This is a genomic window from Burkholderia latens (genome assembly GCF_902499045.1).
Taxonomy (GTDB): domain Bacteria; phylum Pseudomonadota; class Gammaproteobacteria; order Burkholderiales; family Burkholderiaceae; genus Burkholderia; species Burkholderia latens.
In genome coordinates, this window is record NZ_CABVPL010000002.1 from 257,372 (window position 1) to 281,217 (window position 23,846).

The 23,846-nt window shown below is 60.7% G+C and carries 24 protein-coding genes and 1 pseudogene; 13 read left to right on the forward strand and 12 right to left on the reverse strand.

The window, feature by feature from the left end; all coding sequences use genetic code 11:
- Positions 1–11 precede the first annotated feature (11 nt).
- From BSE24067_RS02430 to BSE24067_RS02465, 8 genes are all read right to left on the reverse strand, one after another.
- Positions 12–476, reverse strand: a complete 465-nt coding sequence (locus BSE24067_RS02430; RefSeq protein ID WP_151064877.1) for a flagellar export protein FliJ — start codon at positions 474–476, stop codon at positions 12–14.
- On the reverse strand, positions 473–1,780 hold the full coding sequence (locus BSE24067_RS02435; protein WP_151064876.1) for a FliI/YscN family ATPase: 1,308 nt from the start codon (positions 1,778–1,780) through the stop codon (positions 473–475). The genes BSE24067_RS02430 and BSE24067_RS02435 overlap by 4 nt, the downstream gene beginning before the upstream one ends.
- Complete coding sequence (locus tag BSE24067_RS02440; RefSeq protein ID WP_151064875.1) at positions 1,777–2,454, reverse strand: FliH/SctL family protein; 678 nt, start codon at positions 2,452–2,454, stop codon at positions 1,777–1,779. The genes BSE24067_RS02435 and BSE24067_RS02440 overlap by 4 nt, the downstream gene beginning before the upstream one ends.
- On the reverse strand, positions 2,451–3,461 hold the full coding sequence (locus BSE24067_RS02445) for a flagellar motor switch protein FliG (protein WP_174904685.1): 1,011 nt from the start codon (positions 3,459–3,461) through the stop codon (positions 2,451–2,453). The genes BSE24067_RS02440 and BSE24067_RS02445 overlap by 4 nt, the downstream gene beginning before the upstream one ends.
- Positions 3,462–3,486: 25 nt before the next feature.
- Positions 3,487–5,133 carry a flagellar basal-body MS-ring/collar protein FliF gene (gene fliF, locus BSE24067_RS02450; RefSeq protein WP_151064873.1) on the reverse strand — a complete coding sequence of 549 codons (1,647 nt, stop codon included), beginning with the start codon at positions 5,131–5,133 and terminating at the stop codon, positions 3,487–3,489.
- Positions 5,133–5,453 carry a flagellar hook-basal body complex protein FliE gene (gene fliE / locus BSE24067_RS02455; protein ID WP_151064872.1) on the reverse strand — a complete coding sequence of 107 codons (321 nt, stop codon included), beginning with the start codon at positions 5,451–5,453 and terminating at the stop codon, positions 5,133–5,135. The genes fliF and fliE overlap by 1 nt, the downstream gene beginning before the upstream one ends.
- Before the next feature lie 273 nt (positions 5,454–5,726).
- Positions 5,727–8,126, reverse strand: a complete 2,400-nt coding sequence (locus BSE24067_RS02460; RefSeq protein ID WP_151064871.1) for a sensor histidine kinase — start codon at positions 8,124–8,126, stop codon at positions 5,727–5,729.
- A 23-nt stretch (positions 8,127–8,149) separates the two neighbouring features.
- Positions 8,150–8,893: a response regulator transcription factor gene (locus tag BSE24067_RS02465; RefSeq protein WP_151064898.1), complete on the reverse strand. Its 744-nt coding sequence runs from the start codon at positions 8,891–8,893 to the stop codon at positions 8,150–8,152.
- A gap of 881 nt (positions 8,894–9,774) precedes the next feature.
- Here BSE24067_RS02465 and BSE24067_RS02470 point away from each other — a divergent pair.
- The 10 genes from BSE24067_RS02470 (at position 9,775) to BSE24067_RS02510 (ending at position 18,094) form a co-directional block, all read left to right on the forward strand.
- Positions 9,775–10,683: a flagellin N-terminal helical domain-containing protein gene (locus BSE24067_RS02470; RefSeq protein ID WP_151064870.1), complete on the forward strand. Its 909-nt coding sequence runs from the start codon at positions 9,775–9,777 to the stop codon at positions 10,681–10,683.
- Between the two features lie 197 nt (positions 10,684–10,880).
- A complete protein-coding gene (locus BSE24067_RS02475; RefSeq protein WP_170297472.1) occupies positions 10,881–11,669 on the forward strand; it encodes a FliM/FliN family flagellar motor C-terminal domain-containing protein in 789 nt (262 codons plus the stop codon).
- A gap of 7 nt (positions 11,670–11,676) precedes the next feature.
- Complete coding sequence (fliN, locus tag BSE24067_RS02480) at positions 11,677–12,018, forward strand: flagellar motor switch protein FliN (RefSeq protein WP_151064868.1); 342 nt, start codon at positions 11,677–11,679, stop codon at positions 12,016–12,018.
- Positions 12,015–12,761: a flagellar type III secretion system pore protein FliP gene (gene fliP, locus BSE24067_RS02485; RefSeq protein WP_151064867.1), complete on the forward strand. Its 747-nt coding sequence runs from the start codon at positions 12,015–12,017 to the stop codon at positions 12,759–12,761. Before fliN ends, fliP begins: the two co-directional genes overlap by 4 nt.
- The gene (fliQ, locus tag BSE24067_RS02490) at positions 12,761–13,033 is read left to right on the forward strand and encodes a flagellar biosynthesis protein FliQ (RefSeq protein WP_054928525.1); all 273 of its coding nucleotides are present in this window, start codon (positions 12,761–12,763) and stop codon (positions 13,031–13,033) included. The genes fliP and fliQ overlap by 1 nt, the downstream gene beginning before the upstream one ends.
- A gap of 7 nt (positions 13,034–13,040) precedes the next feature.
- Complete coding sequence (fliR, locus tag BSE24067_RS02495) at positions 13,041–13,838, forward strand: flagellar biosynthetic protein FliR (protein WP_151064866.1); 798 nt, start codon at positions 13,041–13,043, stop codon at positions 13,836–13,838.
- Positions 13,835–14,974 carry a flagellar type III secretion system protein FlhB gene (gene flhB, locus BSE24067_RS02500; RefSeq protein ID WP_151064865.1) on the forward strand — a complete coding sequence of 380 codons (1,140 nt, stop codon included), beginning with the start codon at positions 13,835–13,837 and terminating at the stop codon, positions 14,972–14,974. The genes fliR and flhB overlap by 4 nt, the downstream gene beginning before the upstream one ends.
- The gene (locus BSE24067_RS02505; protein WP_151064864.1) at positions 14,971–17,061 is read left to right on the forward strand and encodes a flagellar biosynthesis protein FlhA; all 2,091 of its coding nucleotides are present in this window, start codon (positions 14,971–14,973) and stop codon (positions 17,059–17,061) included. The genes flhB and BSE24067_RS02505 overlap by 4 nt, the downstream gene beginning before the upstream one ends.
- Positions 17,062–17,333: 272 nt before the next feature.
- Positions 17,334–17,489 (forward strand): DUF5993 family protein, encoded by a 156-nt coding sequence (locus tag BSE24067_RS32875; protein ID WP_367647118.1) that lies wholly within the window; start codon positions 17,334–17,336, stop codon positions 17,487–17,489.
- A 14-nt stretch (positions 17,490–17,503) separates the two neighbouring features.
- Complete coding sequence (locus BSE24067_RS02510) at positions 17,504–18,094, forward strand: disulfide bond formation protein B (protein ID WP_151064863.1); 591 nt, start codon at positions 17,504–17,506, stop codon at positions 18,092–18,094.
- Positions 18,095–18,332: 238 nt separating this feature from the next.
- Here BSE24067_RS02510 and BSE24067_RS02515 read toward each other — a convergent pair.
- Together BSE24067_RS02515 and ribA are read right to left on the reverse strand one after the other, a co-directional pair.
- Positions 18,333–19,199 (reverse strand): annotated as a pseudogene (locus BSE24067_RS02515) (integrase arm-type DNA-binding domain-containing protein); the annotation flags it as partial.
- Between the two features lie 220 nt (positions 19,200–19,419).
- Positions 19,420–20,070, reverse strand: coding sequence for a GTP cyclohydrolase II (gene ribA, locus BSE24067_RS02520; RefSeq protein ID WP_151064862.1), 651 nt, complete (start codon positions 20,068–20,070; stop codon positions 19,420–19,422).
- Between the two features lie 177 nt (positions 20,071–20,247).
- Here ribA and BSE24067_RS02525 point away from each other — a divergent pair, with 177 nt between their 5' ends.
- On the forward strand, positions 20,248–20,709 hold the full coding sequence (locus BSE24067_RS02525; RefSeq protein ID WP_151064861.1) for a CBS domain-containing protein: 462 nt from the start codon (positions 20,248–20,250) through the stop codon (positions 20,707–20,709).
- 151 nt (positions 20,710–20,860) lie between these two features.
- On the opposite strand, the gene BSE24067_RS02530 is transcribed toward BSE24067_RS02525, so the two are convergent.
- Complete coding sequence (locus tag BSE24067_RS02530; RefSeq protein ID WP_151064860.1) at positions 20,861–21,190, reverse strand: DUF4148 domain-containing protein; 330 nt, start codon at positions 21,188–21,190, stop codon at positions 20,861–20,863.
- A gap of 201 nt (positions 21,191–21,391) precedes the next feature.
- Between BSE24067_RS02530 and BSE24067_RS02535 the strand changes: the two genes are divergently transcribed.
- Together BSE24067_RS02535 and BSE24067_RS02540 are read left to right on the forward strand one after the other, a co-directional pair.
- A complete protein-coding gene (locus BSE24067_RS02535) occupies positions 21,392–21,610 on the forward strand; it encodes a hypothetical protein (protein WP_151064859.1) in 219 nt (72 codons plus the stop codon).
- A 96-nt stretch (positions 21,611–21,706) separates the two neighbouring features.
- On the forward strand, positions 21,707–22,105 hold the full coding sequence (locus tag BSE24067_RS02540) for a GreA/GreB family elongation factor (RefSeq protein WP_151064858.1): 399 nt from the start codon (positions 21,707–21,709) through the stop codon (positions 22,103–22,105).
- Between the two features lie 186 nt (positions 22,106–22,291).
- Here BSE24067_RS02540 and BSE24067_RS02545 read toward each other — a convergent pair whose 3' ends face one another.
- Positions 22,292–23,374, reverse strand: coding sequence for a porin (locus BSE24067_RS02545; RefSeq protein WP_151064857.1), 1,083 nt, complete (start codon positions 23,372–23,374; stop codon positions 22,292–22,294).
- Positions 23,375–23,846 lie beyond the last annotated feature (472 nt).

Below are 23,846 nucleotides of genomic sequence, written 5' to 3' on the forward strand. Positions count from 1 at the left end.
TCCTCGCTTGATCAGAATGGGTTGGATATCGAACGTCGCTGCGACAGCCGCCTGCGCAGCCATGCCTGGGAAGCCTGCTGGTCTTCGAGTTTGCGATCGCGTGCGCGCTTCTCGAGCTCGAGCGCGCCAAGCTTTCTGCTGCGAACCCGATCGATCTGTTCGTACCGCAGGCGTGCGCGGCACAAATCCTCGCGCAGGCCCGCGACCAATGCCTCGTGCTTTGCCAATCGGCGCTGGTGCAGATGAATCAGATTGGCGAGCGCGGAGCGATAGCGCGCACCGTTCATTGCGTGCTCGGGATGTACTTGCGTACCGGTGCCAACGCTTTGCATCAGCACGGTCATTTGCGAAATATGATGACGATAGCGAGCGCCTTCCGCGTCGCGCGCGGCGACATCGACTGCCAGCCGATCCACCTCCTTCGCGCGCATCGCAACGAGTTGCGATAGTCCGGCAACGACATGTCGGGCGTTCATGCAGCAATCTCCGTCAGAATATCGAGCGTCGCCTGGCGCGGCGCGACCTCGTCCTGTGCTTGACACAGGAAGGCTTCGATCCGGTCGTGCATCTTCACGGCGTGATCGGTGACAAGATCCGCGCCGGCCACGTAGCCTCCCAGCGGGATCAGATCGCGAACATTGGCGTAGCGCGACATCATTTGCTTCACCTTGCGCACCGCGTCGATCTGCTCGCGCGGCGCCACGAGTGACATGCAGCGGCTGACCGAGCGCAGCACGTCGATCGCCGGGTAATGCCCCTGGGAGGCGAGATCGCGCGAGAGCATGATGTGGCCATCAAGAATCGCACGCGCCGTGTCGACCACCGGGTCCTGTTCGTCGTCGCCCTCAGCCAACACGGTGTAGATGGCACTCATGCTGCCCACACCTTCGCCATTGCCCGCACGCTCCACCAGGCGTGGCAACATGCCGAACACCGACGGCGGATAGCCGCGTGTGGCTGGCGGCTCGCCCAGCGCCAGCGCGATTTCCCGCTGCGCCATCGCGTAACGCGTGAGGGAATCGATCATCAGCAGCACATCGTTGCCGGCATCGCGAAAGTGTGTGGCAATGGCGTGGCACAGCTCGGTCGCCATCAAACGCATCAGCGGAGATTCATCGGCAGGTGCGACCACGACGATGGCTTTGGACAAGCCTTCGGGGCCAAGCGAGTGCTCGATAAACTCTCGCACCTCGCGGCCACGCTCGCCGATCATGCCGACCACCACCACATCGGCCGCGGCCTGGCGCGCGATCATGCCGAGAAGCACGCTCTTGCCAACGCCACTGCCCGCAAAAAGGCCAACGCGCTGCCCGCGGCCCAACGTCAGCATGCCGTCGATCGCGCGCACGCCAACGTCGATCACACCCTCCACCGGCTGCTTGCGCAGCGGGTTCACGCGCGGCGGAGCCAGATCGAGCACCGCGTCGCCGACGAGCGGACCACGGTCGTCGATCGGTTCACCGAGGCCATCGACGATGCGGCCCCGCCAAGCAGCGCCGATCGACAGCGTGCGCGCACCTTCATCGCCGAACACACGTGCGCCCGCGGTCAAACCTTCCGCAGGCCTGAAGGGCATCAGATACGACACGCCTTCCCGAAAGCCGACCACTCGTGCATCGAGCCAGTCATTCGAAGCGGTTTCGATACGTGCGAGCTGTCCGGTTTCGAATGCATAGCCGGTCACTTCAAGCAGGAGGCCCGAGACGGCGGACAAGCGCCCTACCGGCCTCGCGACGGGCACGTCGCCAAGGTCGAGCTTGCCGAGTATGGAATGGTTCATGCTGGCACCCCGTCCGAGTCCTCGGCATGGGCATGCGCAAGCTGCGAGGTAATCCGTTCGATGCAGGCGACAAGGCGCTGACCACAGCCCGCGTCCATTTCAATGTCGTCGGCCCGCACGCGGCATTCGCCAGGCTCGAGCCGGTCGTCCGGCACCAGTTGCCAGCCCTGCACACGGTCGGGCGCCGCTTCAGCCAGGCGCGCGTAATCGGCCGGGTTCAGCCGCACGCTGACGGATTCGGGCGGTTTGGTCAGCGTGCCGACGGCCTCGTCCACAAACGCAAGGATCCGCTCGGGACGGGTTTCAAGCTCCGCACGCACGACCTGACGGGAAACATCGCCAACGAGCTCAGCCACTTCGCTGCGCACCTTGGCTCGATACGCTTGCTGCGCGCACTGGAAGCCACGGATCAGCGCGTCGACTGGCGCTACCAACGCATCTAATGCAGAACGCACATCCCGGCGTGCGCCTTCGGCACCGACTTGTTCACCGGCGGCAAAGCCGTCCGCGTAACCCGCGTGCCGAGCTTCGTCAAGCAATTCTGCGGCCGGTGGTACATGCAGTTGCTCAGAGCGCTGGCCAACCTCGTCGGGCGCGGTGAATCCGTCAAGCTGCTCGCTTGCCGCGCGAATGCGCGCCAGCGACGGAAACGCGTAGCGTCGGTACGTCCTCATCGAAGTTCTTCCTCCGCCACGAGCCGAAGTTCGATGTCACCGTCGTCGGCAAGTCTTCGTACGATGTCCATGATGTCGCGGCGCGCCGACTCAACCTTGCTGGGGAGTGCGGGTTCCGTGCGGCGCAACATCTCCTCGAAGGCCTGCACCGCGCGCCGCGGCATCGAGCGCAACAATGCGTCGCGCACTGCCGGGTCGGCACCCTTAAGCGCCACGCCCCATAGCGCCGTGTCGACATGTTCGAGAATGACGGAGATCACCTCATCATCCTGGTTCGCGATCACCGCGAAATCGTAGATGAGGTCTTCCACCGCTGCCACCAGCTCCGGGTCTCGAGCACGCAGAATTTCCACCATGCGGGCACGGTCGCCCGGCATACGGTTAATGATGTCGGCGGCCTGCCGCACACCCTCGACGGCCGTGCTTTGTGTGCCAAGGTTTGCGATGCAACAGTCGACCACGTCTTCCAAGTCCCGCAGCAGGTCATGATCAATCTCGGTCAGACGCGCGATGTCGAGCAGGACCTGCTCGCGCCGTGCTTCGGGCAGCGCCTGAATCACCCGGCTCGCCTGCTCAGGCGGCAAGAAAACGAGGAACATGGCTTGCATGCGTACGTGCTCATCGCGCAGGCGGTCGGCAAGCCACTGCGGCTGTGCCCACTGCAGGCGCGCCATCTTCGGGCCTATCGCGTCACCGTAGATCTTGTTGAGCACGCTGTTAGCCACCACACCGCCGAGCGCCATCTCCAGCGAGCGCTGCAAGAACGAGCGCGAAGCACCACGTACGCCGCTCTGCTCGCGAAAATTCGTGAAGAAGCGCTCGATGGTGTCCTGCACAGCGTCCACCTTGACGCCCTGCATGCGCGACATGGCGAGTGTCACGTCCAGCAGCTCCTCGCGCGACAGGCATCGCAGCACGCCCGCTGCGGCTTCCTCGCCGATGCTGAGCAGGATGATGGCAGCACGCTCCACCGCGGCAAGATTCCGGGCTGGCGAGCCTGCCGTCATGGCGGTGTCCACGGTCGCGGGTACGTCAGTTGGTGTGCTCATCGTCTCGAATCCAGGGTTTGATGACTTCGGCAACGCGCTCAGGGTCTTGAGCTGCCAGATGCTTCAGGTGTGCAATCAGCACGTCTGCGCCGGAGCCAATCGGCGGGAGATCGGCGTCGGCCAGCAGCAGCGGTTGCGTGTCGCCGTCGGCGGTTGCCGCAAGCGCCGGGGTTTCCGCGCCGCCGGATACAGCGTTGGCGCCCTGTGACTGCGGATCACGCCCGCCGTTGGCCCAAATGCGAAGCACCTTGAGCAGCGGGCGGAAGATGAATACGAATCCGAGCAGCGCACCCAATGCCCATACTGCCCACGTACCAATCGTCACGATGTTGTCGGGCTGCTTCCACCACGGCTGCGATACGGTCACCGGCGTGCCGCGGAAGTCCAGCGACGACACCGTCAGTGCATCGTCACGGTCGGCATCGATGCCCAAGCCATTGCGCAGGATCGTGTCCACCTGCGCAAGTTGCGCGGGCGCCCACCCTTTTCCACCGCCGGGTGCGGCGGCGTTGTTCAGAACCACCGCGACGTTCAGGCGCTTTACGCGCACGGGGCTGCGCTTGATCTGTACGACATTGCGGTCGTAAGCGTATTGGCGTGTCTGCGCGTTCTTGGCCGAGTGTGGCGCTTCGGGCATGCTGGCAGCCGATGGCGGCGCCGGGCGGTTCGACAACGAACCTGGTACACCCAACGCGGCCTGACCGATGTCCTTCTCGTCGCGAATCGCTTCCTGTGTAATCTTCGGCGCCTCGCCGTATTGCTCGCGGGTTTCTTCCACGCGATCGTGGTCCAGCTCGACGGCAACGCTCGCGCGGAAGTTGCCGTCACCCAACACAGGCGTGAGCAACTCGCGAATATTGCGCAATACCTGTTCGCGCATTTGCGAACCCAATTCGCTGTCGAGTGCGGAATTTCCCAGTACCGGATCGATTTGCGCAGACAGGTGATTGCCTGCCTGATCTATCACCGTCACGCGCGCCGGGTCCAGGTTTGCCACGCTGCCTGCCACCAGCGCGACTATCGCGGCAATCTGCTCCTTGGTCAGCTTTCGGTTCGGCTTGAGCGTGAGCACTACCGACGCCGAACTCTTGTCGCCATCGGCCAGAATGAATGACGCCGACTTGGCAATCGACAGATGCACACGAGCCGACGACACCGGCTCGAGCGCCATGATGCTCTGCGTCAGTTCGCCTTCGAGACCACGCCGAAAACGGACGTCCTGCACGAACTGACTGACGCCCAGCGGATCGCTCTTGTCTACCTGCTCCAGCCCCTCCGGCAATTTGGCTACCACGCCCTTGGCGGCCAGCATCATGCGCGCAGCACCGAGCTTCTGCTCCGGCACCAGCACCTGGCCACTGTCCGGGTGGATACGGTACGGAATGCCTTCGGCGTCCAGCGCGGCCATCATGTCGGCGGCGACCACGGCTTCCTGGGAGCCAAAAAGCGGTTTGTAGCGCGAGTCCTGACGATGCATCAGCATCATGGTCAACGCGGACAGGCTAATCGCTAGGATGACGATGGGCGCCAGTCTGGACAGCGTCGCGGGGGACGGCAATCGAAAATGGCCGCGAGACGCGAAGCGCGCGATGTAAGCCTTGACTTGAGCAAGCACGTTTGCGGTCCTCATCAAACCTGCATCTTGATGATGTCGTCAAAAGCGCTCATGACCTTGTTGCGTACTTGGACCATTGCGGAGAAGGACAGGCTTGCCTGCTGGCTGGCAAGCATGGCACCGACAAGGTCATCGCTGGTGCCTGTTTCCACGGCGGCGGCGAGATCGTCGGCATGATGTTGTTGTGCATCCGTGCGATGCACGGCCTGCTTGAGTAAATCGGCGAAGCCTCCCGCGATGTCGGCAGAGGCGGCTTCGGTTTTCGGGTCATCGTTGTTCGGGATGACGGATTGGCGAATCGAATCGAGCATCGCGCTCGAGAGGTCGACAGTCATGGCGGCTCCAGATTGGATATCTGGCGCAGATTCTGGGACGTCATCCGTCGTAGAACGAGAATGTTCAACGAAACATTGATTGGCCCGCTAACGGCAGCCTGTCACTGCTGCTCGTGCTCAATCGGGCAGAGAACGACCATACGGCAAATGAGCCGGTACAACCGGAGGAACGCGCTTCGAGGCGAGCCCGGTCCCGAGCGTCCGTGCCGTCAGACGTCAGGCCCTTGCGGTCGAAAGTATGACGCGCGGCTCACGTGCGACCCCGGCATCGCGCTATATCGCGAACCGACAGTCACGCGCGAGCGCTGCAGTCATGGCCATCGTCGCAGGACGGGTTGCGCCGACCGTTTCCGGCATTCCAACGCATCGCTTCTCCGCCGGGATGCGTGGCAGGATCAGCTCGAACACGGTGCCGCTCCCTGGCACACTGTGCACGGCAACCGTGCCGCCGTGCCTTTCGATCACGGCCTTGACGAAAGGCAACCCCAATCCGACGCTGGCGCTGCCGTCTGCCTTGCGCTCGGCCTGGAAGAACGGCTCGAACAGGCGACGGACCGTGTCGTCAGTCATCCCGATGCCGCTGTCAGTCACCTTCAGTACCAGTGCGCCGTCGCCAGCCGAGCCGATGGTGAGCGACACTACGGCACCAGGCGGCGAATACTTGATCGCGTTGTCCAGCACGTTGACGACCGCACGCATGAGCATGTCACCATTTCCGCTAACGAGGGTGTCTTCGACCAGGAATACCGGTGCGCGCAACACGACGCCCTTTTGCTCGGCCGCGAGCCAGTTCTGGTCGACCGCTTCTTCGACCACCTCGCTCAGCGCCACTGGTTCGAATTCGGTCCGATCGAGCCGTTCCGCGCGGCTCAACTGCATGAAGTCCTTCGCAATACGCAACGAATACGAAGCCTGCTGCCGTAGATCGCTCAGGAAAGCGCGATCCGACTCCACGTCAGGACTGCTGCCGACGGACGCGCCCCGGCGGTCGATCAACGACAGGATGGCCGTCAATGGACTGCGCAGGTCATGGGCGATATGGCGCAACATCCACTTGTCGTGCGAGACAAAGCCCTTCAGATCGCAAAGATCGATCAGACAAACCAGATGGGACATCTGCGTGTCGCCGTCGGAAGAAGGGTCCCCGCTCGCCCCACTCGACAGCCGCTCGCACATCAGCATGTAGGTGCGGCCGCCCCATTCGATTTCGCGGCTGGTGTCTCCGCCCTTGCATACGCTCTCGGCCACGAGCCGCTCAACCTGCATGAATGGCAATCGAGCGTCAGTCAGCTCACCTGCGGCGTCCTCGCGCATCAAAGTGGCGGCCTTCGCGTTCCATACAGCAACGTGGCCGCCCATCGTGAGAAAGACTGGATACGGAAACTGGTTGACCATGTCGACATAGAGCTTTTGCCAGCCGCGTACCTGCAGCAACGCTGCTTTGATGCCGGCCAACTCGTCGGACCGCTCGGAAGGGGCAGCGACCGCGGCTGCACCGTCCTGCGGACGAATCGTGGCCGCGATTGCCCCCCATTCGCGCAACTCGCCCCGCAACATCGAGAGCATGCGAGCATGTCTCTCCCACGCAAAAAAGCCGTAGATCAGCAGGCAAACAACCGGAAGCAGCCCCAGCGGCAACCAGATATGGAATACCAACATTCCCAGTGGAACGGCGAAGATCAGCACGCCCCAGCCGAGCGCCGCCAGATGCACCGCCCGACCGGGAACAAACACGCAGATCAGCACGACGCCGAACGCGAGGACCAGATAGATCGATACCCCGACGACAGCGGGCGCTTCGCGCGCAAGATTGCCCGAAGCCACGGCGTCAGCGATGAGCGCGTCGAGTTGTGAGCGCGTGACCTCGTGCGAATTGAGCGACGAGATTTGGAACATCCCCCCCGCGCCCCACGCCTGACTACCGACGAATACCACCTTCCCATCGAACGCATCCGCGGGTACGCGTTGCTGCAGCACATCAATATCCGAATACTGTGTCAGGTGCATCGATGCCGGCAGCATTGTCATCACCGCCGGCGTGCGTGCAGCCCCAATCGACTGCGCGTACGGCTTGACGAAATCAGCGACCGGCAACGGCGGTTCGATGCCCGCCACCCGCAGCGCGTCGAGCGCAACGTGTGCATAGCGAACACCCGAAGACTGACGGTAAGGTACGAAACCACTCACCACACCATAGTGGCCCATCGTAACGATTCGCTGGCTGCGCGCGGCAGCAAGCGAACTGAGTGCCGACGGCAGCAAGCTTGAACAGCTCCCTGCGTGCCCAGCGAGGCTTGGCTCGACCAACACGGTATGCCGACATGCTCGCATGCCGGCGCGCAGACTCGAATAATCGAACCCGGGCCACAGCGGCAAATCGAGCGTGACGCTGCGCGCCTTACCAAGCGCGCCGAGCAATTGAGCCAAATACGCGTCCATGCCATGCGGATCCAGTTGCGCGACCGCACCTTCATCGATGTTGACGACCACCACCTGTCGCGTCGACCGATGCGCAACCACCTGCGCCATCATATCGAACAGCACACGATCAAGCGCGCCCGACACTACGCCGCTGCTGGGATTGCCACTCAACGCAGCCAGTGCCAGCATCGCAAGGACCATAAGGCCGCGCAAGGGGCCGATCGCCATCAAGCGGGAAATGAGTGCGCGCATAGATCCACCAGCTTGCTGCAAGCTCAATCCAGGTCGTTGTCGGCACCATCCGCCAACCGCTCGAGGCGATACCCGTAGCGATACACGCTCGAAATCCTGAGCCCGTTCGGACGCAGGCGAAGGCCATTTCGCACCCGCGTGATATAGGTCGCCAACGTGCCGACATTCGACGAATCCGCGGCACCCCAAATTTGCTTGAGCAGCACATCGCGACTCACCACGCGCCCGGCGTGCGCGAACAGGTACAGCGCAATGGAAAATTCGCGCTCAGGCAGCGAGACTTGCTCGCCGTCGGGCAACGTCGCCGTGCGCGTGGTCTCGTCCAGGATGAAGCCGGAAAATTTGATTTGCTGATTGCGCTGGACCCCCGGGTACCATTTGCGCAACTGTGCGATAACGCGCGCAATCAACATTCGCTCGCTTATAGGCTTGACCAGATAGTCATCTGCCCCGCAGCTCAAGCCGTGCAGGATATCGCGCTCGTCGTCATGCTGAGTGAGCAACACGATCGGAATCAGATAGTCGACCCGCTTGCGCATGTCTATCAGTACGTCGATGCCGGTCATGCCGGGCACATCCCAATCGAGTAGAAGCATATCGACCTTCTCGTGGCCGATGCGGTCGATAAAGCGGCTGCCGTCGTGCTCGACAATGGCATCGTAGCCCGCGGCCTCGAGCCAGTGCCGAACGGTTCTCGCATGTGCGACGTTGTCTTCCAGGAGCGCAATGCGCGGCTTTTTTGCATCGGCGGGCGGGACTGTCGACATGATTGCGAGACTGATGAGGGTTTTGGGAGGCACCCACTGTCGCATCCCGTCAATACGCGATCGAACGGAATTCATGGAGCCCACGGTTAAGCAGCGGAGTTTTCCCCGCGAGGGTAGACAGAATGCACACTACGAATTGCGGAGTCGTTGACGCGAAAAAATATCGCGAGGCCGCAAACATTTCAGCGCAGCTGAAATCGCTCGGCGCTGCATCAGCAGCCCGCGCATGCACATGGTGCGAGAAACGCCCTGGGATCGAAGATCACGCATCGGTCAAACCGAACTCGTACGTTTCTCAACAACAGACGGGCAACCCGAGCTCGGACCAGCGTCGAGAAAAATGCCAAGTCTGAAGTTCGCACGGCCAGATCCGAATCTCAAGCCAACATCATTCGTACCTGCGATACAGATCTCACTGCATAGCTAAAGTGTGAGCGAAATCCGCTGCGCCCAATATCAGACAACTCTTATTTCCGGGAGTCGCCACATTAGACGGACCAGATCAATAGCATGTCGCTACGCGAGGGAACGTCAGCACAGCGGTAATCAATGCCTCCCCCGTGGCGAGCTTGCCTATCTCAGCGCGCACGGACATACGGGAGATCAGTCCGCGGCACAAAGCCGCGGCCAGTTTGCACTGACGCTATTGCAGCAACTCATCGCGCCATCGCTGGGCATCGCTCAAATGGAAAGAATTCCGCAGCCAGCGGAGAAGCAATCTCGACGTTGCACATCCGCCGCGCCGCATCTCCAGCCAGACCCACTCGATTCGATTTAACGTCTGTGGATCGCCTGCCGTCTTGAACAGGCGTCGCCTCCTGACAAGTGAGCAGCGACAAACAAATACCCCAAACCTAGTCTAGACTTAAGGATTACATACCATGCTGAGCCTGCACACCAACGCCGCCGCCATGAACATCAAGAAGGCCATCGGCAACACGAGCAGCAGCCTGAACACCACGATGACCCGCCTGGGCACCGGCCTGCGCATCAACTCCGCGAAGGACGATGCCGCCGGCCTGCAGATCGCCGTGCGCCTGCAAGCGCAAACCCGCGGCATGGGCATGGCCATGCAGAACACGCAAAATGCGTCGTCGCTGCTCCAGACGGCGGACGGCGCGATGAAGGAAGTCACCAACATTCTGTACCGCATGAAGGATCTGGCCACGCAGGCCGCTGACGGATCGTCCTCGGCAAACGAAAAGTCTGCCATGCAGGCCGAGTACGATGCATTGGGCAAGGAACTGTCCAACATCATGAAAAACACGTCGTATGGCGGCGCCAAGCTGATGCAGAAGGAAGTAAAAGGTGCAGACGACAAGGTAACGAGCGAGGGCGGTCGCCTGACCAAGGAAATCACCTTCCAGATCGGCGCGACCAAGGACGAAACGATGACAGTCGATTTCTCCAAGCACGTCACAAACGCGCACACCAAGTTCGAAGGCCTGTCGGCAACTTACAAGGGCCCGGATGCAGGCAAGCCTGAAGTGCCCGGCACGGAACTGACCGACACCGCCAACGCGACGATCGATCTGATCAACAACGTGCTTGACGACGTGGGCGCGCTGCGCTCGGCCATCGGTGCGGCAGAAAACCGCCTCGAGCACACCCACAACAACCTGGCCAACATGTCGACGAACACGGCCGACGCCGAAGGCCGCATCATGGACGCCGACATGGCATCGGAATCCGCCAAGATGAGCTCGCAGCAAGTACTGCTGCAAGCCAGCATGTCCATGCTCAAGCAAACCAGCAGCATGAACCAGATGGTCTTGTCGCTGCTCCAGTAAGCACTACCCCCGATTCACTGGAGTCCAAAACCGGCCCGCCACAAGCGGGTCGTTTTTTTTGGGTGTTCAAACTCTGTTCAACATTCTCCGCTCCGTGCCGCACGCTGCAGACAATGGCGCCAACTCTTCTTCAAAGCACCCCCTTGACCGTGTCAGCATCTCCCTCCCACTCCCGCAGCAGCCGAGCCGCATCTCCGGTGGTGCTTGATCCGTGCACGCTGGGGCGTCCATACCATCTGCTTGAGGATGTGCTGCAAGATATCAAGCGCAGAATCGAACACTCCCTTCACGAACGGTTCAATCTGCGCCGTGGCACGAGCTTCGTCGTTACTGAGGTCTCTATCGCCGCGATGCGGTCGCGCAATGCGGACGTCTGGCGCACTTACGCATGCAACCATGGACAGATTTCAGTGCGCTGCGATCGCGAGCTACTGCTGGCGCTACTGGCCTGTCATTACGGCACTTCGCTCGACGAAGCCGTACCGACCGCTCCAGCGCCAGAAACTGGGGCGGAACGGCGTTTTGCGGCACAACAACACACCGCGCTGCTCACCGCGTTTGCGTCAGCGATGCTCGGCGATCAGGCAGAAACCTTTTTGCCAAGTGGGGACATTCTGCCCGGCCCGGGGGGCCGCGTCTTGCGCATGACCATCTCGGACCGCTTGCGCAGGGTTGGCGGCGACGTCGAATTCGCATTGGACGATATGTGGCTCGACCACTTGTTTGCACGCCTCGATGCTAAGCATCTGCGTCGTGCACCCGATAGCGCTCCGGCCAACGTGTGCATCCCCGTCACGATGTCGGTGCACGTGGTGTCCAAGAACATGCGCCTTGACGAACTGCTTCGTATGCGGCCAGGCGACGTGTTGCCTGTTCGCTTGCCCGATACCGTGGACGTGCTCGTCAACAACGTCCGCCTCTACCGCGCAGCCTTGGCCGAACACCAAGGCGCGCTGTGGATTACTTCTTTCGAACCCGTGGAGTAACCCCAACATGACTTCGACCACCGACCTTGATCTCTCCGCGTTGGGCGATCTGGATCTGGGCGGCGATCCGCAATCCATCGCCGAACCTGCTTCTCCGCGCGACCCGATGCGTATGCTGCGCCGCATTCCCGTGCGCTTGACGTTGGAGGTGGGGGAGGCCACCGTACCGTTAGCCGATCTGCTGTCGTACGAAACCGGCTCGACGGTGGAGCTCAATCGCCTTGCCGGCGAACCACTGATCATCAAGGTAAACGGTACGCCGGTGGGCTTGGGCGAAGTCGTCGTCTCGGGAGAACACTACGGCCTACGCATCATCGAACTCGACGACCTCAATTCTCTTGCGACATGAAGAATCGCGACCTCATGCCCCATCTGGGTCTGGCGTTAGCCGTTTTCGCCATGCCCGCACTCGTGCAGGCCGACACGCTGACGCTCGCGTCCGATGGCGTCGGCGGCCAGGGCTTCACGGTCAAAACTCAGATCCTCGTTCTGATGACGCTGCTCGGGCTACTGCCCGCGCTACTGATGACGATGACGAGCTTCCTGCGCTATGTGATCGTGCTGTCGCTGGTCAAGCAGGCGCTAGGTTTGCAGCAAGGATTGCCGGGGCGCATCGTTACTGGTGTCGCGCTGGTGCTGACCATGCTTACGATGCGCCCGGTCGGCGAGGAAATCTGGCAAAAGGCCTTCGTGCCATACGACCAAGGCAAGATCAGCATGCAGGCCGCGCTCGCGACATCAGAACAACCGCTGGGGCGCTATATGCTTGCGCAGACGAACAAGGCCACGCTCGCGCAGATGGCCAAACTCTCCGGCACCGAAAAAATCACGGATCCGGAGAAGCAGCCGTTCCTGGTCAAATTGTCGGCGTTCGTGCTGAGCGAACTGAAGACTGCGTTCCAGATGGGCGCCATGCTGTTCATCCCGTTCCTGATCGTCGACATCATTGTCGCGTCCGTGCTGATGGCAATGGGAATGATGATGCTGTCGCCACTCGTCATCTCACTGCCGCTGAAGCTGCTCTTGTTCGTACTGGTGGACGGATGGTCACTTACCGTCAACACCCTCATTACCAGCGTGAAGGCCTACTGATGCTGACTCCCGATCTGGCCGCCAGCTTCGCCGTCGACGCGTTGCGCCTGGTGCTCGTCATCATCCTCGTGCTGATTACACCAGGCCTGATCACCGGTGTCCTGGTGGCCATATTCCAGGCCGCGACGCAAATCAATGAGCAGACGATGAGCTTTCTTCCGCGCCTGATCACGACGCTGGTCGCGCTGGCGCTGGCTGGCCCGTGGATGACCGGCCGCGTAATGCACTACACGGTTGAGATCTTCAGCCGCGCCGCACAACTGACCGGGTGACTCGGCAATGGAAATTGTCCTTGCCCAGCTCCTGCCGCTCGCGAACACGATCTTCTGGCCTTTCTGCCGAATCGCCGCCGCGTTGGCAGCGTCGCCGATCCTGGGTGACGCGATGGTCCCTGTGCGCATTCGCCTGCTGATCGCCCTCATCCTCGCATTAGCCATACAGCCCGGTATTCCGGCGATGCCCGTGCTCGACCTGCTGCAGCTCGAAGGTGTGGCTGCCATCGCCGAACAGGTATTGATAGGCGGCCTGCTCGGCTTCGTGTTCCATCTCGTGCTGTGCGCACTGCAGGTTTTCAGCACCATCGCGTCGTCGCAATTGGGCCTGTCCATGGCGCAGATCAACGACCCGATGAATGGTCAGATGGCCGACGTACTCACCAGCGTTATGTACGTGGTGTTCATCCTGCTGTTCTTCGCAGTTGACGGCCACCTGATTCTCACGGGTGTCATCGCGCGCAGCTTTGCAGTCTGGCCGGTCGGTCGTTTTGCCTTTGACCTCGACGCGCTCAAGCATCTCGCATTCGCAGTAGGCTGGGTCTTCTCCGCCGCCGTGGCGTTGGCGCTCCCGGTAATGTTCGCCACGCTGGTTGTACAGGTCGGCCTCGGCCTCCTCAATCGCGTGGCACCAGCACTGAATCTTTTCGCGTTGGGCTTTTCGATTACGACCATGTTCGGGCTGTTACTGCTGACGCTGCTGTTGCCGTCACTGCCGGATCACTACGGCCGCATGGTGGAGCACGTTCTAGAACTCTACGATGGACTCGCGACGCGACCCATCGGCAACGGGGCAATGCAATGAGCGAGCGGCAAACCGGCGACAAGACCGAAAAGGCCACCCCGCAGAAACTGCGCAAAGCCAGAATGGAAGGCCAGGTTGCACGTTCGCGAGATATCGGCACGTGCGTGGGAATTCTGGTTGCACTCAAGCTCATCGTCGTACTAACGCCGGCGTGGCTGGTCGAGTTCAAGCACATTTTCGCGCTGTCGTTTGCAGACCTTTCCGGCGACGACACGATCGGCAATGCTGCGTCGATGCTATTTCCTGCAGCGGTGCTGCTATTGTGCAAGATGCTTGCCCCGCTGGCCGCAGTGCCCGCCGGCATCGTCGTCGCGTCGTTGGTACCGGGTGGCTGGAGCATAAGCCACAAGAACGTCATGCCGAAGCTGAACCGCCTGAACCCGCTTTCCGGGCTCAAGCGCCTGGTGTCCGGCAAGCATTACGTGCAGTTCGGCACGACCGTGCTCAAGGCCCTCGTATTGATGGCTACGCTCTTCCTCGTCTGCCGCTCCAACCTGAGCGGCTTCGTTCGCCTGCAAGGCGCGCCGCTAGCCGATGCACTGACCGGTGGGGCAAACCTGTTCCTGTCCTCCGCGCTCACGCTGACGTGCATCATCATCGTGTTCGCACTAGTCGACGTACCAGTGCAACAAATCATCTTCAAGCGCGGCCAGCGCATGAGCAAGCGTGACATCAAAGAGGAGATGAAGCAGTCCGAAGGAAAGCCCGAGGTCAAGAGCCGCATCCGCCAAATCCAGCGCCAGCTCGCGCGCCAGGGGATCCGAAAGACGGTGCCGACCGCCGACGTGGTGGTGATGAACCCGACCCACTATGCAGTCGCACTCAAGTACGACGTAACGCGTGCACAAGCGCCGTACGTGGTAGCCAAGGGGGTCGATGAGGCCGCGCTGTACATTCGCGACGTCGCCCGCGGACACAACGTCGAGGTACTCGAACTGCCGCCGCTGGCCCGTGCGATCTACCACACCAGCCAGGTCAATCAGCAAATTCCGGCGGAGCTGTATCGCGCGGTAGCACAGGTGCTGTCCTACGTCCTGCAGATCCAGGCATTCCGCAGCGGTAGACGCGACGTCTCACCATCGCTGCCCACTGGCATCACCATTCCCGAACACTTGCAAAAGTCCCAATCCCGATGAACGTGAACGACCTACTCAAGCGCCTGAAGTTCGCTGCGCCTCTCGCCCTGTTCACCATCTTGGCGATGGTAATCCTGCCGCTTCCGCCAGCAGCACTGGACATCATGTTCACGTTCAACATCGTGCTGTCCATCGTGGTGGTCATGGTGGCCGTGACCGTCAAGCGACCGCTGGACTTCTCGGCCTTCCCGACCATTATCCTGGCCGCCACGCTGATGCGTTTGACATTGAACGTCGCATCGACACGCGTCGTTTTGCTCAATGGCTACACGGGCGCGAGCGCAGCCGGCCAAGTGATCGAATCGTTCGCCAATGTGGTGATCGGCAGTAACTTCGTGGTCGGGCTCGTCGTGTTCGTGATCCTGATGATCATCAACTTCGTCGTGGTCACGAAGGGCGCGGAGCGCATCTCGGAAGTGTCGGCGCGTTTCACGCTCGACGCGCTGCCCGGCAAGCAGATGGCCATCGACGCCGATCTGAACGCCGGTGTCATCACACAGACACAGGCCCAGCAACGCCGCAAAGATGTTACGACCGAAGCCGACTTTTACGGCGCCATGGATGGCGCATCGAAGTTCGTGCGGGGCGACGCCATCGCCGGCATTCTGATTCTCATCACCAACATGATCGGTGGCGTGATCATCGGCGTAATCATGCACGGCTTGCCTGCAAGCGACGCATTCCACAAGTATGCGCTGCTGGCCATCGGGGACGGCCTGGTCGCGCAAATACCCGCCCTGCTGCTGTCCGCCGCCGCCGCGGTGATTGTCACGCGCATCGACGATGCACGCGACTTCGAGGAACAGGTCGGCCAACAGTTGCTGGCTTCGCCGTTGGTACTGTTCAGCGCCGCCACACTGATGGCCGCGCTGGGCCTGATCCCGGGCATGCCGACATTGGTGTTTCTGTGCTTTGCAGCAGTACTCGGTTACGTCGGCTATCGGATGACGCAGCGTACTTCGCCGTCCGCAGCGGTCGAGGCGGAAGAAACCGCCCGCGTCATGCAAGCCACGCTAGCGGCGCCCGGCAACGAATCGTTCGACTGGAGCAGCCTGCCGTATGTGGACGCGCTTTCGGTATCCCTCGGCTACAAGCTGGTGGAGATGTTGGACCGCGCTCAGGGCGCGCCGCTGGTGCGCCGCCTGCATGGCACCCGACAAACCCTATCGGAACAACTCGGCTTCCTGCTACCGCCCATCGGCGCGCGCGACGACATGAGCCTGCCCCCCTCCAGTTACACCATCATGCTCAACGGCACCACACTGGCTCAGGCCCAAGTGCAACCGGGAAAGCTGATGGCCATTCCGTCACCTACCGTCTACGGGGAATTGGATGGCACACCCGACATCGACCCTGCCTACGGCATGCCGGTCACGTGGATCGAGCCCGACCAGAAGGCCCAAGCACTCGGCCTCGGCTACCAGGTCGTCGATTGCGCGACGGTGATCGCCACGCATGCGGCCAAGTTGATTCGCGAAACGATCCCCGACCTGTTCAGCTACGACAATGTGACAGCCATCATCGAACGCCTGGCGGCCATTGCACCAGTGCTGGCCGATGCGCTGGGAAAATGCCTCACGCACAGTCAGTTGCGCAGGGTATTCCGTACGTTGTTGGCCGAGAACGTGTCGATCAAGGACATCGAAACTGTGTCTGCCACTTTGGTGGAGGCCGCAGAAACCACCAAGGACCCGCTACTGCTCGCAGCTGAAGTTCGCTGCGCACTGCGCCGCCAGATCGTGGCCGGACTTGGCGCCCAACACGAGGCGCTTAAAGGCTTCAGCCTGACGGTGGAACTCGAGAACATTCTGCTGAATGCGCTAAGTCTCGCGGAGCAATCGGGCACGCGTGTGCCGCTGGACAATTTCCCTGTCGAACCGAACGTGCTCTCGCAGTTGCAGACCCATATGCCGGCGGTGGTCGAACAATTGAAGCAAATGGGCTCCGCTCCGGTGCTGATCGTGGTGCCACGCATTCGCCCGATGCTCGCGCGATACGCCAAATTGTTCTCGCCAGACCTCACCGTGCTTTCCTACAACGAAGTTCCCGACAATAAGGAGGTCAACATTGTCGGCGCGCTCGGATGACGCTCGAGGGGAAAGCTCAACTGAGGACCCGTGTAATCGCCAAATCGGCAATACAGACGCTGACAGGAGGAATGGAAAACTACTTATGACGAGCGCCGATCGTAGCGTCATCCCAAGATAAGGGGAGCGCAAATGCGGCATCTTCCACGATCGCTACGGCGACCTTCCCGGCTCTCTATTCCAGCCTGTGACAGGTAATCTATTTACGGTCGCTTGACCCAACCTCGTCACGTTGTTCGTGTTAACCACCACCAGAAGGACTCGAAATTTTCATGTTTCTTCCGTTCCTGTTGTCACTAGCATCGTTCATCTCGACGATATACGGCAGACGTTCACGCACGACGATCTATTTGTTCGTCGTCGCGCTGATCTCGGCACTTTCCTCATTCGCTCATCACGCGACAGATTCGCTCAATCTATTCTTCTAAAGGACATAGCGATAATGGAAATGAAGATCCTCCGAGACGATAGGAGCGACATCGCTCCGACGAATAATACGCTAGACATCCTTGCATTGGTTGGCATTAGTGCGGCACTGCTCATCGCGTTCTATTATCAACTTGCGTTCGATGAGCTGCCCTGTCCACTTTGTTTACTGCAGCGCGTCGGGTTGATCCTCGCCGGGATTGGATTCGCAATGAACGTCAGATACGGTGTACGCGGCGCACATTATTGCTGCGTGCTCGTCAGTGCTGTCGCAACCGGCGTCATCGCAGGACGTCAGGTACTCTTGCACATCACGCCTGATTCCGGAGCGTATGGTTCAGCCCTGTGGGGTTTGCATTTCTACACATGGTGCTTTATCGCGTCGGTATTGATCATTTTGTATGTTTCCTTGCTGCTTGCTGTCCGCCGCACAAGCAATACCGTGCAACCCGCGTCGATGATGAGTACCAGCGGGCGAATCGTGATGGCTGTCTTCGGGCTTACGATCGTCGCCAATCTCGTATCGACGTTGCTCGAATGCGGCGGCGGTCAGTGCGCGAGCGATCCAGTCGTGTACGAGCTGCTCGAACGTTTCCGCAAGAATTGAGCATTCCGGAACGCGGGCAGTATTCTATGTGAAATGATGGTACGTTTGAAAATAAAGGCAATGGCACATACGATACGCACGGCCAAGCACCTGACGAACTCCAGCACATCCATCAATTGTTCCACGACTTGACACGCTGCACGTGTTGCGCCGCACGGCCGGCACGTGTGGCATCGATTCCGATGCCACTTCGCTTACTTGGAGCAAGTTACTGGCCGCAATTTCAAATGCGCGGATCGAGATCCGTTGCCCTCTCGTTCTGCAACCCTTGGTCTCATGTTTGGGGATAGTCCACCAGAGGCCGTCAGATTCCTCAGCTACCTCGGCGCACTCCATGGCGACGATCTCGCCCCGCTCGTGCCAGTCCAAAGATAGAGCGTCAGCGCATCGGCAACAGTCAAACTGAAATTCGGCAACCACCGGATCAATGTGCCAAGCTCGCCCACCGAGAGCACTCGCTTCTGCATCCCTGTGTATTTCCCCTCGACCTTGCGCCCTTTGCTCTTCAGTCGCCCTCTTAAAACATCCTTCCACCAATTCGCAGTGGTGTCGGGAAGACGCCCGGCATCAAGCGCATAGTTCCAGGCACGACCAAACTCCATGCGAAGGCGTGCCGCGAGCATCGGCGTCGACCGATATGAATCGAGGAAATCAAACGCCTGGGCGCGTGTGATGGTCGCAGCGCTAGCATCCGCAATAGGCCCCAGCATCGCCTTGAACATACGCGCGACTTCAACTGCTCCCTTCGTCTTCCGATTTGGTTCTACATGACCTTCCGGATAGTCGCGGCACAGCTGCCTGACGGTGTAACCGGTCTGTGATGGACGAGCAGCCGCCTCTTCCCGGTTTCGACGTGCAGCGGAAAGCTCAGTGCCGGAATCGCGCTCGGCGCGACTCTTTTCCTATGCGGAGATCGCTGCAGCAAATGCCATCGTGGGCCACTCGCCGAGCTTCACCTGCGGCATGCGGCCGTCTACCGGCGACTTGTAGCGATACGTCCACGATTTGCGACACGCCGAAGCCTGAACGCGAAGCCCGGGAAGCTCCTCAAGGTCATGTGCTCGCCAACCGGCGGCTTAGCGACGATACGGGCGTCAAAGCGCATCTTCTCTCGGCGCAGGGTTTCCGGAAGAGGAGCATACGCGGCGTAGGTTTCCTGCACACCGCCACAGAAACCTACGCCAAGGCGGCAAGTTCAGCCAAGCGCAGACAAGCGTCGAAGCGGCAGCAAGAGCGCGGAAATCCCGATGATTATCTTTATATTTCAACAACTTAAATAAGTTACCGGATCAGCACGGACCAGTCCGGACTGGTCCGAAATTCCCCTACTCGTTTTCCTCGAAGTAATGCCCGAACTTCGCCTGCTTGGTCCGGATATAACGCTCGTTCTCCTCACGCACGGGCACCGCGAGCGCCACGCGTTCGCACACGGGAATACCGTGCTTCACGAGCGTGTCGAATTTCTTCGGGTTGTTGCTCATCAGGCGCACCGACGTCACGCCGAGAATCCGCAGGATCGCGGCGGCCGAATCGTATTCGCGCGCGTCGTCGGGCAAGCCGAGGTCGAGATTCGCTTCGACCGTGTCGCGCCCCTGCTCCTGCAGTGCGTATGCGCGGATCTTGTTGCTCAGGCCGATGCCGCGCCCTTCGTGACCGCGCAGATACAGCAGCACGCCGCGGCCCTCCGCCGCGATGTAGCGCAGCGCGAGGTCCAGCTGCTCGCCGCAATCGCAGCGGTAGGAGCCGAACACGTCGCCAGTCAGACACTCGGAATGCAGCCGCGTCAACACGGACTGATCTCCGGCGACGTCACCCATCACGAGCGCGAGGTGTTCGGCATCGGTGCCCGATACGCGGAAAGCGTACGACGTGAACGTACCGTAGCGCGTGGGCAGCGACGCGGTGGCGACGAGCGTCACGCACTCGTCGGCCTGGCCATTGCCCGGCGTGGGCGATTGGGAACGCGAAGACATCATGAATTCAGTCGAAACGATCAGGAATGTAGGAGTTGTGTGGATGGTGCGTGACCGGAGTTTACCGCTAATCTGGAAACGTCACGCGACTGCCGCCGCCGGCCCGGCTATACTGGGCCCGTCGGGTGCCGCGCATCACGCCCTGCCTTCCCTGCATTGTTCCGCACACGGAGAAAGCAAATGAGCACGACTGTCGCGCAAATTCTCAAAGCCAAGCCGGATTCCGGCCGCACCATCTACACCGTCGCGAAAACCGACTTCGTCTACGACGCCATCAAGCTGATGGCGGAAAAGGGAATCGGCGCACTGCTGGTCATGGACGGCGACGAAATCGCGGGCATCGTCACCGAGCGCGACTACGCGCGCAAGGTCGTGCTGCAGGAGCGTTCGTCGAAGGACACGCGCGTGGACGAGATCATGACGGCCAAGGTTCGCTACGTCGAACCATCACAGTCCACCGACGAGTGCATGGCGCTGATGACCGAGCACCGGATGCGCCACCTGCCTGTTCTGGACGGCGGCAAGCTGGTCGGCCTGATCTCGATCGGCGACCTGGTGAAGAGCGTGATTGCTGACCAGCAATTCACGATCAGCCAGCTGGAGCACTATATCCACGGCACGCCAGCCGTCACGTCCGCCTGAGCCGCGCAGCAAAAAAGGCCCAAACGCGTGAGCGTCTGGGCGGTAAAGCCGCCGGAATGCGGCGACGGAGGTTCTGCTCTGCTGACGCAGACGCGCGCTAGTCGCGCGCGTCCCGTCGGTCACATGCTGTGCTCGGGCAGACCGGGAGTATTCAGTTGCCGAAGTAGACCGAATTCACGGGATTCGGGGCTTCGCGCGTCATGCGCCGGCCCGACTGGCCCGCGGCCGTCGCCACCGCACCATAGCCGCTCGTATCGGCGTGGGCGAGCATCGGCTGGTTCGGCTGGATCCGTTGTTCCGCGGCCTGGATGTCCTGCGGGTATTGCGCGTCGCTCGCGAGCGGCTTGTAGCCATTCTGTTCGAGCTGCACGAGATCGGCCCTGACCTGGTCGCGGGTCAAGCTCTGATCGGACTGTGCGAACGATGCGATCGGGGCGGCAAGGACGGACGCGGCAATCGCTGCGTAGATGATCGACTTCATGATGGACCTCCGAAATGTGTTCTCTGTTGGCGTCGCCTCCGGCACAGGACTGTCTGAAGCGATGGATCAAGTGTAGTGCGCGCCATACCAAGGGGAAACCCTTGGTTTGAACATACAGCGTTGCGTTTTTGGAAAATATCCATCGCGATTGCGCGACGAGAACGCTCTCACTTGAATCATTTCGACAACAATGCCTGACGAATGGCCGACAGACGAATCACCGATTCGCAAGGTTTTGTTGTAAAATCGAAAGGTTATCTTCACATCGTCGGTACCCTGCCTGCCATGTATGCGCCCACGCTTCTTTCGGTTTCGCCGTCCGTTTCGGCCGGCGTGCGTGCGCGCATCAGCCATCCGGCGCACCCCTACGTTCGACGCACGGCCCAGGCACCGCTCGCCCCTGCCCGGCGCCTGATCTGACGCCTCGGTCTCCTGCCGGAGCCACGTCAGTCAGGCTCCGGGCGATCCTCATAGGCACGCCACGCCTGCCCCTTGCCGATCATTTGGAGAACCACCATGAAACAACGCCTTTATCAGTTGACCGAACTCGATGTCGCTCGCCTCGAGAAGCACGCCGAGCACAACCCGCGCTTCCAGACGATGCTCGATACGCTGCTCGAACGCGCCGACATCGTGCAGCCCGACGCCGTCAAGTCAAACGTCGTCACGATGAATTCGCAGATCACGCTCGTCGACGAGGGCTCGCATGAGCAAACCACGTGGACGATCGTTTATCCGGACGACGCCAATCTCGAACTCGGTCGCCTGAACGTGTTCTCACCGGTCGGCATGGCGCTGTTGGGTACGCAACGCGGCCAAGTGGTGAAAGTGCTGCAGCCGAGTGGCGTCGAGAAACTGATGAAGGTCGCGGCGATCGTGTTCCAGCCGGAAGCCAACGGCGAATACACGCGTTGACGCCGCTGCCGGTTCACCGCGCGGCATCGGCGCCGCATGACGAAAAAGCGAGGCCAGGCCTCGCTTTTTTGTGTCCGCACGATTCCACCATGGCAGCAGCTTTCACCATCGAAACGTATGAGCGAAAAAAAGGCGCCCGAAGGCGCCTTTTCAGATGCTGCGATGCTGGTTACCCAGCCGTCACGCTTAGAAGCGGTGACGCAGACCAACCGTTGCTGCGGTTTGGTTGATCGACGAGCTAGCCGGCGTCGTGTTGTCGCCGTTGTAGATCGACGTGCCGATCGCATTGCCCTTCGCACCGCGCTGGTACACAGCTTGTGCGTACACGTCCGTGCGCTTCGACAGCGAGTAGTCAGCTTGCACGCCGAACTGGTTCCAGTGCGAGCTGCCACCGTCGACCTTCGTGTTCGTGTACGTGTAAGCTGCGCCCAGGCCGAGAGCCGGCGTCAGGTTGTACTTTGCGTTGACTTCGTAGTTGTCCGTGCGGAACGCGCCGACCAGACCCGGGACGTTGTCGATACGCGATTGCGTCCATGCAGCACCGACTTGTGCCGGGCCGAATGCATAGCCAGCACCCGCACCGTACGTACGAATACGACCTTGCGAAGCGATGTTCGTCGCGCCGTTGGCGTTGGTACCGTCGCCGAGGTTTGCTTGCGAGTACGCTGCACCCAGCTTCAGGCCTTGGAACTGGTACGACAGACCGCCGCTGTACGCACGGTTGTTGCCGAAGTTCTGGTTGTTCGAGAACGAGTACGTGCCGCCGAACTGCAGGCCAGCGTAGTTCGCGCTCGTGAACTTGACCGAGTTGTTCAGTGCGACGTCGCCGTTCGTGCTGAGGCGGTCGTTGTTGCCGCGGTGCGCGAAGTACGTGCCGCCCCACGTGCCCGTTGCCGTCAGCGGCGCCAGGTAGTCTTGCGTTGCATCGTACTGCTTGCCCAGCGTGACCGTGCCGTACTGGCTCGACAGGCCGACGAATGCTTGACGGTTGAACATGCCGCCGTTGTTGCCCAGCTTGCCGTTACCGATGCCGAAGCCGCTTTCCAACGTGAAGATTGCCTTCAGGCCGCCACCGAGGTCTTCCGAGCCACGCAGGCCGAAACGGCTTTGGTCGATACCCGAGCCCATCGACCACAGCGACTTGCCGGCGACGTTGCTTTGATAGGTGATGCCTGCGTCCAGCACGCCGTACAGCGTGACGCTGCTTTGCGCGTGAGCGACGGTAGCGAACGATGCTGCAGCTGCTGCAACGATCAGAGTCTTGTTCATTCGTGGAGCTCCCTTCTAAAAAGAGGCAGGTCTCGCGACCTTGTTCATAAACGGTCTGCAACCGCCCGGAAACGCCATCGGTCCTGCTGGCTGCGCCCGGATAGTTGCCCGTTTGGGAACCGTGAGTTTAGGGGTGTACCCTAGGGGAGCGATCTGCAAATAAAGAAATAAGCTTTTCCAGAACTAGAAATAATGAAAGTGGGGACGAGTTATAAGTATTTGTTTTAACGTCTTTTTTTGTCTTCTTGACGGCAGCTTTTTGGAGCCTTTCATCCCACCATTCTTTCATGTCATCGTCTTGACGGTTGCATAGAAACAACAAGCGGAATCGTCGGAACCGCGCAAAAACGGTAATTTTTACTTAAACCAATCTCAAATACTGGGTCCGGTCGCCTAAAACGCGCGGCTCGAACAGTAAACATGCGGCCGCTTGGCCGATCCGATCCGCGCACGCACGTCCACCCTTGCCGCG

Coding starts and splice junctions, on each gene's coding strand:
- BSE24067_RS02430 (WP_151064877.1), bottom strand. CDS start 476: ATGAACGCCCGACATGTCGTTGCCGGACTATCGCAACTCGTTGCGATG.
- BSE24067_RS02435 (WP_151064876.1), bottom strand. CDS start 1,780: ATGAACCATTCCATACTCGGCAAGCTCGACCTTGGCGACGTGCCCGTC.
- BSE24067_RS02440 (WP_151064875.1), bottom strand. CDS start 2,454: ATGAGGACGTACCGACGCTACGCGTTTCCGTCGCTGGCGCGCATTCGC.
- BSE24067_RS02445 (WP_174904685.1), bottom strand. CDS start 3,461: ATGACGGCAGGCTCGCCAGCCCGGAATCTTGCCGCGGTGGAGCGTGCT.
- fliF (WP_151064873.1), bottom strand. CDS start 5,133: ATGAGGACCGCAAACGTGCTTGCTCAAGTCAAGGCTTACATCGCGCGC.
- fliE (WP_151064872.1), bottom strand. CDS start 5,453: ATGACTGTCGACCTCTCGAGCGCGATGCTCGATTCGATTCGCCAATCC.
- BSE24067_RS02460 (WP_151064871.1), bottom strand. CDS start 8,126: ATGCGCGCACTCATTTCCCGCTTGATGGCGATCGGCCCCTTGCGCGGC.
- BSE24067_RS02465 (WP_151064898.1), bottom strand. CDS start 8,893: ATGTCGACAGTCCCGCCCGCCGATGCAAAAAAGCCGCGCATTGCGCTC.
- BSE24067_RS02470 (WP_151064870.1), top strand. CDS start 9,775: ATGCTGAGCCTGCACACCAACGCCGCCGCCATGAACATCAAGAAGGCC.
- fliN (WP_151064868.1), top strand. CDS start 11,677: ATGACTTCGACCACCGACCTTGATCTCTCCGCGTTGGGCGATCTGGAT.
- fliP (WP_151064867.1), top strand. CDS start 12,015: ATGAAGAATCGCGACCTCATGCCCCATCTGGGTCTGGCGTTAGCCGTT.
- fliQ (WP_054928525.1), top strand. CDS start 12,761: ATGCTGACTCCCGATCTGGCCGCCAGCTTCGCCGTCGACGCGTTGCGC.
- fliR (WP_151064866.1), top strand. CDS start 13,041: ATGGAAATTGTCCTTGCCCAGCTCCTGCCGCTCGCGAACACGATCTTC.
- flhB (WP_151064865.1), top strand. CDS start 13,835: ATGAGCGAGCGGCAAACCGGCGACAAGACCGAAAAGGCCACCCCGCAG.
- BSE24067_RS02505 (WP_151064864.1), top strand. CDS start 14,971: ATGAACGTGAACGACCTACTCAAGCGCCTGAAGTTCGCTGCGCCTCTC.
- BSE24067_RS32875 (WP_367647118.1), top strand. CDS start 17,334: ATGTTTCTTCCGTTCCTGTTGTCACTAGCATCGTTCATCTCGACGATA.
- BSE24067_RS02510 (WP_151064863.1), top strand. CDS start 17,504: ATGGAAATGAAGATCCTCCGAGACGATAGGAGCGACATCGCTCCGACG.
- ribA (WP_151064862.1), bottom strand. CDS start 20,070: ATGATGTCTTCGCGTTCCCAATCGCCCACGCCGGGCAATGGCCAGGCC.
- BSE24067_RS02525 (WP_151064861.1), top strand. CDS start 20,248: ATGAGCACGACTGTCGCGCAAATTCTCAAAGCCAAGCCGGATTCCGGC.
- BSE24067_RS02530 (WP_151064860.1), bottom strand. CDS start 21,190: ATGAAGTCGATCATCTACGCAGCGATTGCCGCGTCCGTCCTTGCCGCC.
- BSE24067_RS02535 (WP_151064859.1), top strand. CDS start 21,392: ATGGCCGACAGACGAATCACCGATTCGCAAGGTTTTGTTGTAAAATCG.
- BSE24067_RS02540 (WP_151064858.1), top strand. CDS start 21,707: ATGAAACAACGCCTTTATCAGTTGACCGAACTCGATGTCGCTCGCCTC.
- BSE24067_RS02545 (WP_151064857.1), bottom strand. CDS start 23,374: ATGAACAAGACTCTGATCGTTGCAGCAGCTGCAGCATCGTTCGCTACC.